The sequence below is a fragment of the Flavobacterium sp. U410 genome (genome assembly GCF_053570605.1).
In genome coordinates this window covers 224,298-236,993 of the sequence record NZ_JBSEFI010000003.1, presented here as the reverse complement: position 1 = coordinate 236,993, position 12,696 = coordinate 224,298, and the positions used below count along the sequence as shown (strand labels likewise).

Sequence of the window (12,696 nt, the reverse complement as noted above, 5' to 3'; positions counted from 1 at the left end):
GTTGCAGCAGCTTAGTGTAAAAATTGACATAAGTAAAAGAAAGTGTTTTTTCATTGTGTTATTTTTTTTAGAATCTATTCTCTCCATTTGACTGCTAAATCAATGAAACTAACAGCAACAAACTTAAAGTTTTTACTATTAGAACAAGTACAGAAAAAATGTATATTTTGTTAAAAAAAATAGGATTGTTTTTAGAAACAATCCTATTTAAGTTTAGCATCTGAAACAAGTTCAGATAGACAATGATACATTTACAACGGAATATTTCCGTGTTTTCTTTTTGGTGTGTCTACCACTTTATTTTCTAAAATACTGAATGCTTTTAGTAATTTTCTACGGGTTTGATTTGGTAAAATTACCTCATCAATAAATCCGCGTTTTGCTGCACTATATGGATTAGCAAACAACTCCGCATATTCGGCTTCTTTTTCTGCCAATTTCGCTACCGGATCAGCCGCTTCGCTAATTTCTTTTTTAAAGATAATTTCTGAAGCTCCTTTTGCTCCCATTACCGCAATTTCGGCTGTTGGCCAAGCAAAGTTAAAATCTGCTCCAATGTGTTTTGAGTTCATTACGTCATACGCTCCACCATACGCTTTACGTGTAATTACAGTCACTCTTGGCACTGTAGCTTCGCTAAATGCGTACAATAATTTGGCTCCGTGAGTGATAATTCCGTTCCATTCTTGGTCTGTTCCCGGTAAGAATCCCGGAACGTCTTCTAACACTAACAACGGAATATTGAAAGCATCACAAAAACGCACAAAACGCGCTCCTTTAATAGAACTATTTACATCTAAACATCCGGCTAAAACCATAGGTTGGTTCGCCACTACTCCAATACTTCTTCCGCCTAAACGTGCAAAACCAACAATGATGTTTTCTGCAAAGTTTTTATGCACTTCATAGAAACTATCTTCGTCAATAATTCCTTTGATTACATCGTGCATGTCATACGGTTTATTCGCATTATCCGGAACAATAGTATCCAATTGCTCACGAATTTCTTCTCCTAAAGTATATGGTAATTTTGGCGTTGTTTCTCTATTGTTTTGCGGAACGTAGCTCAATAAACGTTTGATATCTTCTAGACATTCTACACCATTTGGTGACGTAATATGTGCCACACCCGATTTAGTTGAATGCGTACTTGCTCCACCTAATTCTTCTGAAGTTACTTCTTCATTGGTTACCGTTTTTACAACGTTTGGTCCGGTTACGAACATGTAACTGTTGTTTTCGACCATAATCGTAAAATCGGTCATTGCCGGCGAATAAACCGCTCCACCGGCGCATGGTCCCATAATTGCAGAAATTTGCGGAATCACTCCGGACGCTTGTACATTTCTAAAGAAAATATCAGCATAACCACCTAACGAACGAACCCCTTCTTGAATACGCGCTCCACCCGAATCGTTTAAACCAATCATTGGTGTTCCTGTTTTTAAAGCCATATCCATTACTTTACAAATTTTCTCAGCATGCGTTTCTGACAACGAACCACCGAAAACTGTAAAATCTTGTGCAAAAACATAAACCGGTCGTCCATTGATTGTTCCGTAACCTGTTACCACACCATCTCCATAATAGGTTTCTTTTTCCATTCCGAAATCAGTTGTACGATGTGTTACCAACATTCCGATTTCTTCAAAAGAACCTTCGTCTAATAAATACGACACACGCTCGCGAGCTGTTAGTTTCTTTTTAGCATGATGCGATGCAATTCTTTTTTCGCCTCCGCCTAATTGGGCTAAAGCTATTTTATCTTGTAATGATTTAATTTTATCTTCCATATTCTTTAAGATGAAAGAAGAAAGAAAAAAAGAGAAAAGATTTATTTAAAACTTATAAACTCTTGCTTCTTGCCTCTTGTTTCACTTTTCTTAATTGGGTAAACGAACTATTTTTTGATCTTCTAAATATTGTTTTAAAGCAACTAAAGCAGCTACTTCGGCTTCTTTTTCGGCTTGAGCTTTTAATACTTCGCTATCGTAATATTTCTTCACGAAATTAGTATCAAAGTTTCCGCTTCTAAAGGCATCGTGTTCCATTACGAATGTTCCGAAAGGCAAAGTTGTACTTACACCATCTACATGATACATTTCGATAGCTTCAATCATTCTTTGAATTGCTTCTTCACGAGTTTTTCCGTAGGTAATTAACTTAGCCAACATGGGATCGTAATAAATTGGCACATCCATTCCTTGTTCGAAACCATTATCTACACGAATACCATCGCCCATCGGAATTTGGTATGTTGCTAAATTTCCAACGCTTGGCAAGAAATCATTCAACGGATCTTCTGCATACACACGAAGTTCCATAGCGTGACCTTTAATTTGTAAATCTTCTTGTTTTACCTGAAGTGCTTCGCCACGAGCCACACGAATTTGCATTTCTACCAAATCCATTCCTGTAATCATTTCGGTTACCGGATGCTCCACTTGCAAACGCGTATTCATTTCTAAGAAATAGAAATTTTTATTTTCGTCCAATAAAAATTCTACGGTTCCCGCTCCTAAATAATCACAAGATTGCGCCACTTTAACCGCAGCTTCGCCCATTGCTTTACGAATTTCCGGGGTTAAAACTGATGAAGGCGCTTCTTCTACTACTTTTTGGTGACGACGTTGAATGGAACATTCTCTTTCGAAAAGATATAAAATGTTTCCGTGACTATCGGCCATTACTTGAATTTCGATGTGACGCGGAGAAGTAACAAATTTTTCGATAAAAACAGAACCGTCTCCGAAAGCTGAAGTGGCTTCAGAAATGGCACGATTCATTTGCGATTCAAATTCATTTTCATTTTCTACCACACGCATTCCTTTTCCACCACCACCGGCAGAAGCTTTAATCAAAATAGGAAAACCAATTTGTTTGGCTACTTCTTTGGCTTTGGCAACATCAGTAATAGCTTCGTCTAAACCAGGAACCATAGGAATATCAAATTCTTTAACGGCATCTTTAGCCGCTAATTTGCTTCCCATGATTTTCATTGCCTTCGATTTAGGACCAATGAATGTGATATTATTTTTTTCTGCTAGTTCAGCAAAATCTGAGTTTTCACTTAAAAATCCGTATCCAGGGTGAATTCCATCAACGTTCAGTTCTTTACAAACTTCGATAATTTTATCTCCTCTTAAATAGGATTGGTTTGAAGGCGCTTCACCAATACAAACTGCTTCGTCAGCAAATTTTACGTGAGGCGCATTTCTATCGGCAACTGAATAAACCGCTACGGTTTTAATTCCCATTTTCTTTGCCGTTTTCATAACACGAAGGGCTATTTCCCCTCTATTGGCAACTAATATTTTTTTCATTATTAAAATCTTAAATGACTATTTCCGAAAGTTTTACTTTCTCCTCTTAATATCAAATGCTCGAAATGACAACATTATGTTATTCGAATTCAATTAATAATTGTCCTTTTTCAACAGCATTTCCTTTTTCAGCTGAAATAGATTTGATAACTCCATCTCGTGGTGAAGCAATACTATTTTCCATTTTCATAGCTTCCAAAATCAATAATTGATCATTTTCTTTTACTTCTTGGCCTACTGCTACAGAGATTTCCAGAATTAAACCAGGCATAGGTGCTTTAATAGCATTGACTTGTTTTGCTTTTCCAACTTCGAAGCCCATTTCTTTAATAAGAGCATCTAGTTCATTACCAATTTTTACGGTATAACTGTTGTTGTTTACTTTTACAGTATAGCTTTTTTGGATAAAATCGGCTTCTACGATTTCAGCTTGGTAAGGTTTGCTGTCTTTAAGAATGTGATACTTATTCTCTTCAACGCTAACCGCATCTAAATGAGAAACTTTTTCTTGGTCAGCATCGAACTGAAAAGAGTTGTTTACGTTTAACTTATAAGGATTACTCATATTTTACTTTTTTAAAAAGAATTGTAAAATTAAGTAAAAGAAAACGTTTTCGTGTCTTAAAAAAATACAAATTGTGGTAAATAAGTATAGTTATAAGACTAAAAGCCCTGCCGTTCTTAGGTTTTGCATGGGTTTTGAAAACCAAAATAATTCGAAATCTTCAAATTGCTCATCGAAACTATTTTTCCATGCAGAAAGCAACACTTTTTGGTTAGACGAAGTGGTAATTAAAGGCAATTGTTCCAATAACCAATCGCCTTGTGCATTTTCTAAAGTAATCGAAAAAGAACTATTCTTGGTTTGAAAATGCAAAACCAAATTATCAAAAACTCGCCCTTTTTTCTGTTTTTGAATGTGTTCTACTTTTGGCAAATTGCCCATAAAAATAAGTCGTGCATTGGATTTGATTTTGAAATCTTCTTCTTTAGAAATGCAATCGTGAATATAATCGGGATGAATTTTTGTTCGTGGAATTTTAAAGTCGAACCAGTCTTGTAAATCGTAATCAAAACAAATGCCGTGCATATAATTGAACAGCGATTTCTTCAATCCGAAACTGAATTTATCGTGATTGATTCCGGTTTTATCTTTGAATTGGATATCATTATTGGCAAACGAAATCTCTTTTACATCGGGAATTACGCCAAATTCTTCCGGATTCAACCCAACCGGACTGTGTGCTGTCATGGCAAATTGGTGCCAAAATCCGCTTTGCAAAATACCGAGTTCAAACATTTGGCGCACCATTTCCAAACTATCTACCGTTTCTTGAATGGTTTGCGTAGGATACCCGTACATCAAATAGGCGTGAACCATAATGCCACTTTCGGTAAAATTTCGGGTAACTTGAGCAACTTGTTCTACCGTAACTCCTTTTTTAATCAATTCCAACAAACGATCAGATGCCACTTCTAGTCCGCCGGAAACCGCAATACAACCCGATTCTTTCAGTAAAAAACACAAATCGCGCGTGAAACTTTTTTCAAAACGAATATTGGTCCACCACGTCACAACCAGATTTCGACGCAAAATTTCCAAAGCCAATTCGCGCATTAAAGCCGGAGGTGCCGCTTCATCTACAAAATGAAATCCGGTTTCGCCTGTTTGAGCTATGATTTCCTCCATTCGATCGACTAAAATCTTAGCATGAATGGGTTCGTACACTTTAATATAATCTAGCGAAATATCGCAAAACGTACATTTTCCCCAATAGCAACCATGCGCCATGGTAAGTTTATTCCAACGACCGTCGCTCCACAAACTGTGCATAGGATTCGCCACTTCAATTACCGAAATGTATTGACCTAACAACAAATCAGAATAATCGGGTGTTCCAACTTCACTTTGTTTGTAATCGTGTAAGGTTGTGTTGTTTTTGTAAACTACTTGGTTGTTTTCGAGTAACAAGGTTCTTTTGTATTCTTTTGATGCGATTTCTCCTTCGTCGAAATGACAACTATTGCGACACAATAATTCCACTGGTAATTCGCCATCGTCTAAGGTAATAAAATCGAAGAATTCAAAAACTCGGACATCTTTTAAATCGCGAAGTTCTGTATTGGGGAAACCGCCTCCCATTGCAATTTTTATTTCAGGAAAATTGGTTTTCAAAAATTGTGCACAACGAAAAGCGCTGTATAAATTCCCAGGAAAAGGAACCGAGAAACAAACTAATTTCGGTTGAATTTCTTCGATTCTCTTTTTAAAAACAGAAAGCGTAATTTCATCAATATACGTTGGTTCAGTGTTTAAAACTTCATACAATTCATCAAATGAATTGGCACTTCTTCCCAATCGTTCGGCATAGCGACTGAAACCAAAATTTTCATCGACACATTCCACGATAAGATCAGACAAATCTTCAAGATACAAAGTCGCCAAATGTTTGGCTTTATCCTGCATTCCCATGTTTCCAAAAGCCCATTCCATATCATCGAGCTGGGCAAAACGAGAAGCTTCCGGAAGAAAATTTCTACTGCAAATTTGTCGGGCTAACGATGGATTTCGATCTTGTAGAAAGGCAATTACAGCATCGATGGTTTTGATATAATCTGCTTGTAAAGCGAAAATGCGTTGTGAGTTTTCAGACATCTCAACTTCGCTCGAAGTGACAAAATCAAAAATATTTTCTAAACCTTTCTTTGAAAACAGCGCTAAGATTACTTCAATTCCTAAATCCATTTGGAACGAAGAAATGCCTTTGGTATTCAAAAACCCTTTTAAATAAGCAGTAGCCGGATAGGGCGTATTCAGCTGTGTAAAAGGCGGCGTTATCAGGAAAATGTTTTTCAAAATATTTTTTTGCAAAGTTAATTTTTATTCTCATTATCCTTTCAGAATTATTAACCCTTTGTTAAAGCCAATTTTGTTCCATGCATTTTTAGTATTTTAGCAAAAAAATTAACTATGCCTAGCGACTGTATAACGTTTCAAGAATCCGGATATTTTTCAAAACTCATTGTAGATTATCTCAATCAGAAAAAAGAAATTCAAACGTTATACAATCGCTTTTCAAGTTTAAGTGAATTTGGTGCCCAAATAGCCGAAAAAAAACAAAACTTCTCCGGTAACCGAACAACCTTAGTTCAAGCGTTACAGAACCAATATAAAGAAATTATAGTTTCCGAAAGTACACAAAATAACATTGAAGCTTTACTTTCCGAAAATACATTTACCATTACAACAGGCCACCAATTGAGCTTGTTTACCGGACCTTTGTATTTTATCTACAAGATTGTTTCTGCCATTAAAACCACTGAAGTTTTAAAAGAACAATATCCCGAATTCAATTTCGTTCCCGTGTATTGGATGGCCACCGAAGATCACGATTTTGACGAAATCAATCACTTTTTCCTCAATGGCAAAAAAATAAGTTGGAACAGGAAAGCTAGCGGTCCTGTTGGTCGACTTTCAACCGAGGGTTTAGACAAAGTTTTTGATATTTTAGAGTTAGAATTGGGTATCGGAACCAATGCCAAACAAATGAAGGAATTATTCCGAAAATCCTATTTGGAACATCAAAATTTAGCAATTGCTACCCGATATTTGGTGAATGAACTTTTTACAGATTATGGTTTGGTCATTGTTGACGGAGATGATAAGGAACTCAAAAAACAGATGATTCCGTATTTCAAAGACGAATTACTTCACCAAAAAAGTTTCTATGCAGTTCAAGAAATTTTGCCTTTCTTCGAAAAAGAAAACTATAAAATCCAGGTTAATCCACGCGAAATCAATTTGTTTTATATCGAAGATGCTATACGAGAACGAATTGTAAAAATAGCGGATCACTATGAAGTTTTGAATACCAAGTTGTCCTTTTCGGAAGAAGAAATTTTAAACGAATTGGAAACCAATCCCGAGAAATTCAGTCCGAATGTTATTTTGCGTCCGCTGTATCAAGAAGTTATTTTGCCTAATTTATGCTACATTGGCGGCGGTGGCGAAATTGCGTATTGGTTGGAATTAAAAAATATGTTTGAGCAGTTCAATGTAACTTTTCCTGTTCTTTATGTAAGAAACAGTGCCGTAGCAGTTACTGAAAAACAGCTTCAAAAAATGGATAAATTGGAATTGAATTGGTCAGATTTATTCCAAAAGAGAAATGAATTAGTGAACAACAAAACCAAAGAGTTTGCTGATTTTCCTCTGGACTTTTCAGGCTTAAAAGAACAATTAAGTCTTCAATTTGAAAAACTATACGAAGTAGCTTCCAAAACGGATATTTCCTTTTTAAATGCGGTAAAAGCGCAAGAGCAAAAACAGTTAAAAGGACTTTTAAATTTAGAAAAGAAATTGCTTCGTGCCGAAAAAATAAAACAGAAGGACAAACTTGAACGTATTTTAGAGCTTAAAAATTCTTTATTTCCCAATGAAAGTTTGCAAGAAAGAGTCTTAAATATATCAGAATTATCCAATGAAATTAACACCAACAGCTTTATAAACAATTCCAAAGAAGAATTTAATTGCTTTATTAATAATTTTTCAATTTTAAAACTATAAAAATCGACAGAAAGTAGTTTTCATCGATAAAAAACTTAAATATTTTTCACATTCGAAAAAATATATGTTTTTACTTATATTTTTAACACATTTTTATGTTAATGTTAAATATTATTTATATTTACAAAAACTTAACATTAACAACTTATGAAAAAAATTACAACTCTGCTATCTCTATCTTTATCAGCCATTTTTCTATTTTCATACAATTTAGCAGAAAATACAAATCCTGCTTTGATAAAAGTTGAAGGTGGTAATTTTACTATGGGATCTAAAAAGAGTGATGTCGTTGCCGACAATGACGAACAAAAAGAACATGAAGTCACTGTAAACTCTTTCTACATCAGCAAATTTGAGGTAACAGTTTGGGAATGGAAACAGTTTACAAAAGCGAACAAATTAACTATGCCTCCCAAACCTGCTTGGGGCTGGCATGACAATTATCCTATAAACAATGTTACTTGGGAAGAGGCTATAGCCTATTGCAATTGGCTAAGTCAAAAAGAAAAACTCACACCGGTTTATAGTAAAAAAGGACCTAACTATAACTGCAATTTTAAAGCAGATGGTTATCGTTTACCTACTGAAGCCGAATGGGAATATGCCGCTAAAGGAGGAAAAGTAAGTACAAAAACAAAATATAGCGGCAGTGACGAAGCTGATAAAATTGCTTGGCATCAAGCAAATAGTAAAGCTACTCCTCATACTGTAGGAACTAAATTACCGAATGAACTTGGTCTTTACGACATGAGCGGAAATGTTTGGGAATGGTGTTGGGATTGGTACAATCAAGATTATTATTTGGTAGAAGCCGGAAACAACCCTAAAGGTCCGGAAATGGGCGAAAGAAGAAGTGTCAGAGGCGGTTCTTGGGATAGTAAATTAAATTATTTAAGACCTGCCAACAGAATTTCAACTTATCCCAATAAAACACATGAGTTCTACGGCTTTAGAGTTGTGAGAAGTATTGTGGAATAAATTACAGTTTAACTTGTATTTACTTCACAAAGTGTTACCTTTGCAAAAAATTTAAAAATGGCAAGTAATAGAACTTTTACAATGATTAAGCCTGATGCTGTTGAAAACGGACACATCGGTGGAATTTTAAATATGATTACTGAAGGTGGTTTCAGAATCGTAGCAATGAAATTAACGCAATTAACTGTTGCTGATGCTCAACAATTTTACGCAGTTCACGCTGAAAGACCTTTCTTCGGAGAATTAGTAGAATTCATGACAAGAGGCCCAATTGTTGCTGCTATCTTAGAAAAAGATAACGCTGTAGAAGATTTCCGTACTTTAATCGGTGCTACAAATCCTGCTGATGCTGCTGAAGGAACTATCCGTAAAAAATATGCTACTTCAATTGGAGAAAATGCAGTTCACGGTTCAGATTCTGACGAAAATGCTGCTATCGAGGGTGCTTTCCACTTTGCTGGAAGAGAAATGTTCTAATAAGACAAACTTCACGATATAAAAAATCCGCTTTAAAAGCGGATTTTTTTATTTATACTTTTCTTGAATAGCTTCTACCACTTTATCGGTTAGTTGAAAACGTTCTTTTCGTTCTAATGCTCTTGGCGGTGCCACACGCTCTTTACAATCAGCAATGGCACAAGTTTCACAAGTTACTCCTACCCGACTTCTTTTTAAATTTTCGTCATTAAAGAATGTAATTTTACTTTGCGAATGCGCCGAAATCATGATTCCTAAAGCAATACTTCTGTAATAACCGCTTCTAAACGGATCTTTTGTAGCCGACGAAAATACAAAGTATTCATTATCGGTATGAACATACGACGAGATCTGCGTGTCAAAAACCGGATTCTCTTTTTCTTCTCGCGCAATTTCACCCAAAGTTCTAATTGAAACCCAACGACGACAATAATGTTCATTTCGTTCGTTAGCATGCGGTTCTAATAAATTAGTAATGTGTAATTCTTTGGTCAACTGATAATAATCGCGACCTGATTTGTGACTAAATCGTAAAAAGAATAAATTTTTCAAATTAAAATCTTTCGGTAATACATTGGTCAAACGCTGAAAGAACGTTTCCGGCGAATCGGTAAAACGATACATCAATTGTTGGAACTTTTCACTATCAAAAGTCTTTTCTTCAAAAAATGTCTTAAGTGCTGCAACTAGTTCTTTCCTCGGAATCAAAAGCGCTCCGGCAAAATAAGAAGCCATGAAATTACTCAAAACCTGATCAAAACTATCAAACTTAATCCATGAAAAAGTATACAATCGATCGGTAATGTTTAGGAAATTATAGGCAATTTCTTTGGCATAAATAAACAATCGCTGCGAATCATCAGTTTCCGAAGAAACCAACAATGTTTTAGAACTTGGCACAAAAACCGAACGCAAGTTATTCAATTCTTTGTGTTGCGTTAATTCTTCATTGTTGATCGTATAACTGTATTCTTCCGTCAAAATTTCTTCCAAATCAGATACTTTCAATCGCTTTGACAAATCAATAGAATACGCTTTGGCAAACTTTTCTACTTGAAGTTCAATTTCTTCGAAGTAATTATTATTCGCTTCTTGGTACGAACGCAAAGCCGCTAAAAAGAAACTTTCGCGTGTTAAATTATAATGCTTGGCAATTTCAAAAAGCGTACTGATAAAAGCATTCACCTTTAAAGGCGCTTCGGCAATGATATCAATCAAATCGCTTTCCTTGATTCCGAAAATATCTAACGGTATTTCTTTTAGAATTCGAGATTGCAAAATTTCCCCGATTGGCGCCAAGTTTTTATCCAACTTCAATGAAACCAAATTGTCATAACTCGTTTCTAACGCTTCCGCTAAAGTTACAATTTTATCGCGCTTCGGATATTTTTTCCCTTTTTCAATTTCATTCAAATACGACTTTGACAAGCCTGTAATTTTGGCTAAACCAAACAAAGACAAATTCTTTTCAGTTCGAATTTGTTTTAATTTCAGACCAAAAATCAATCTAATGTATTCTTCTTCTATCATTTTTTAAACTTTTTTGAAAAAATAAAAAAATGCGTCAGCACTCTATTTTACTACCAAAAACAAAGATATAACATTTTTGCGAAATATTATTTTTAATTTTTTTATACAATTTTGCGAACGTTCGCTTGTTTTGTATTTTTTAATTTTATAATATTGTACGCAGAAACAAAAACTTAAACTTATGGAAACATCAGTTAACAACATTCAAATAAAAGCTAACGCTAAACATTCAGCAATATTAACCGATGAAGCTTTGGCTTTTTTAGAAGCTTTGCATCAAAACTTTAATCAAGAACGTTTGGCTTTACTTCAAAAAAGAGTTGAACAACAAGAAAGATTCAATCAAGGAGAAAATCCTGTTTTTCCAAAAGAAACACAATCCATAAGAGAAAGCGAATGGACAGCTGCTCCCATTCCGGAAATCTTATTGGACAGAAGAGTGGAAATCACCGGACCGGTAGATCGTAAAATGGTAATCAACGCTTTGAATTCGGGAGCCAAAGTATTTATGGCAGATTTTGAAGATAGCTGTTCACCAACTTGGGACAACTTGATGGAAGGGCAACAAAATTTGAAAGATGCAGTTAACAAAACCATCCGTTTAGAACAAAATGGAAAATCGTATCAATTAAACGAAACTACTGCAACTTTATTAGTAAGACCTCGTGGATTGCATTTAGACGAAAAGAATTTAGAAGTTGATAGCGAAAAAATGTCGGGTTCATTTGTTGATTTTGGTTTATTCTTTTTTCACAACGCTCAAACTTTACTAAAACAAGGTTTAGCTCCATTTTTTTACTTACCAAAACTGGAACATTATGAAGAAGCTCGTTTATGGAATGCTGTTTTTGTTTTTGCGCAAGACTATTTAAAAATTCCACAAGGAACTATAAAAGCTACAGTATTAATTGAAACCATTACCGCAAGTTTTCAATTAGACGAGATCATCTACGAATTGAAAGAACACATGGCCGGTTTGAATTGCGGTCGTTGGGATTATATTTTTTCATACATCAAAAAATTGAATCAACATCCGGACTTTTTAGTTCCGGATAGAGATCAAGTGACGATGACAAGTCCGTTTATGAGTGCTTATTCATTACGTGTTATTCAAATTTGTCACAAACGAAATGTATTAGCAATTGGTGGAATGGCGGCTCAAATTCCGATTAAAAATGATGAAGAGGCCAACCAAATAGCTTATAACAAAGTAAAAGCCGATAAAGAACGTGAAGTCAAAAACGGTCACGACGGAACTTGGGTAGCACATCCGGCATTAGTTCCTTTAGCCATGAAGGTTTTTAATGAAAACATGCCTACTAAAAACCAAATGCATGTAAAACGCAGCGAGTTGAATATTACTGAAGCACAATTATTGGAACTACCAAAAGGAACTGTTACCGAAAATGGTGTGCGCAAAAACATCAATGTAGGAATTCTTTATGTGGAATCTTGGTTAATGGGTGTTGGTGCTGCTGCATTGTACAACTTGATGGAAGATGCCGCTACAGCAGAAATTTCGAGAGCGCAATTGTGGCATTGGTTAAATAAAAAGGTAACACTTGACAACGGAACAGTTTGTTCAACCGAACTATACAAAGCTTACATTCCGGAAGAATTAACTAAAATCAAAGCTTATGTTGGGGAAGATCGCTATGAAAAAGGGAAATTTGAGTTGGCAACCCAATTGTTTACCGAAATGATTCTAAGTGAAACTTTAGACGAGTTCTTAACCTTAAAAGTATACGAATACATACAATAAAAAACTGCCGGATGCGGCAACATCCGACAGCGAAACTCTAAATAATTAAAAATTATAAC

At 35.3% G+C, this 12,696-nt stretch carries 9 protein-coding genes; 4 read left to right on the top strand and 5 right to left on the bottom strand.

Annotated features, from left to right (window positions below; genetic code table 11):
- Positions 1 to 251: 251 nt before the first annotated feature.
- The 4 genes from ACUSJC_RS03980 to ACUSJC_RS03965 all read right to left on the bottom strand — a co-directional run bounded on the left by ACUSJC_RS03980 (position 252) and on the right by ACUSJC_RS03965 (position 6,180).
- On the bottom strand, positions 252 to 1,793 hold the full coding sequence (locus ACUSJC_RS03980) for an acyl-CoA carboxylase subunit beta (protein WP_449268259.1): 1,542 nt from the start codon (positions 1,791 to 1,793) through the stop codon (positions 252 to 254).
- 90 nt (positions 1,794 to 1,883) lie between these two features.
- A complete protein-coding gene (gene accC, locus ACUSJC_RS03975; RefSeq protein WP_449268258.1) occupies positions 1,884 to 3,323 on the bottom strand; it encodes an acetyl-CoA carboxylase biotin carboxylase subunit in 1,440 nt (479 codons plus the stop codon).
- 79 nt (positions 3,324 to 3,402) lie between these two features.
- A complete protein-coding gene (locus ACUSJC_RS03970) occupies positions 3,403 to 3,888 on the bottom strand; it encodes an acetyl-CoA carboxylase biotin carboxyl carrier protein subunit (RefSeq protein ID WP_449268257.1) in 486 nt (161 codons plus the stop codon).
- A gap of 90 nt (positions 3,889 to 3,978) precedes the next feature.
- Positions 3,979 to 6,180, bottom strand: a complete 2,202-nt coding sequence (locus tag ACUSJC_RS03965) for a B12-binding domain-containing radical SAM protein (protein WP_449268256.1) — start codon at positions 6,178 to 6,180, stop codon at positions 3,979 to 3,981.
- A 114-nt stretch (positions 6,181 to 6,294) separates the two neighbouring features.
- Between ACUSJC_RS03965 and bshC the strand changes: the two genes are divergently transcribed.
- The 3 genes from bshC to ACUSJC_RS03950 all read left to right on the top strand — a co-directional run bounded on the left by bshC (position 6,295) and on the right by ACUSJC_RS03950 (position 9,345).
- On the top strand, positions 6,295 to 7,890 hold the full coding sequence (gene bshC, locus ACUSJC_RS03960) for a bacillithiol biosynthesis cysteine-adding enzyme BshC (RefSeq protein WP_449268255.1): 1,596 nt from the start codon (positions 6,295 to 6,297) through the stop codon (positions 7,888 to 7,890).
- Positions 7,891 to 8,037: 147 nt separating this feature from the next.
- On the top strand, positions 8,038 to 8,868 hold the full coding sequence (locus tag ACUSJC_RS03955; protein WP_449268254.1) for a formylglycine-generating enzyme family protein: 831 nt from the start codon (positions 8,038 to 8,040) through the stop codon (positions 8,866 to 8,868).
- 57 nt (positions 8,869 to 8,925) lie between these two features.
- Complete coding sequence (locus ACUSJC_RS03950; RefSeq protein ID WP_449268253.1) at positions 8,926 to 9,345, top strand: nucleoside-diphosphate kinase; 420 nt, start codon at positions 8,926 to 8,928, stop codon at positions 9,343 to 9,345.
- Positions 9,346 to 9,393: 48 nt separating this feature from the next.
- Here the strand turns inward: ACUSJC_RS03950 and ACUSJC_RS03945 are convergent, their stop codons facing one another.
- Positions 9,394 to 10,875 carry a helix-turn-helix domain-containing protein gene (locus ACUSJC_RS03945; RefSeq protein WP_449268252.1) on the bottom strand — a complete coding sequence of 494 codons (1,482 nt, stop codon included), beginning with the start codon at positions 10,873 to 10,875 and terminating at the stop codon, positions 9,394 to 9,396.
- Positions 10,876 to 11,056: 181 nt separating this feature from the next.
- On the opposite strand from ACUSJC_RS03945, the gene aceB reads away from it, so the two are divergent.
- Complete coding sequence (aceB, locus tag ACUSJC_RS03940) at positions 11,057 to 12,637, top strand: malate synthase A (RefSeq protein ID WP_449268251.1); 1,581 nt, start codon at positions 11,057 to 11,059, stop codon at positions 12,635 to 12,637.
- The last annotated feature ends 59 nt before the right edge of the window (positions 12,638 to 12,696 follow it).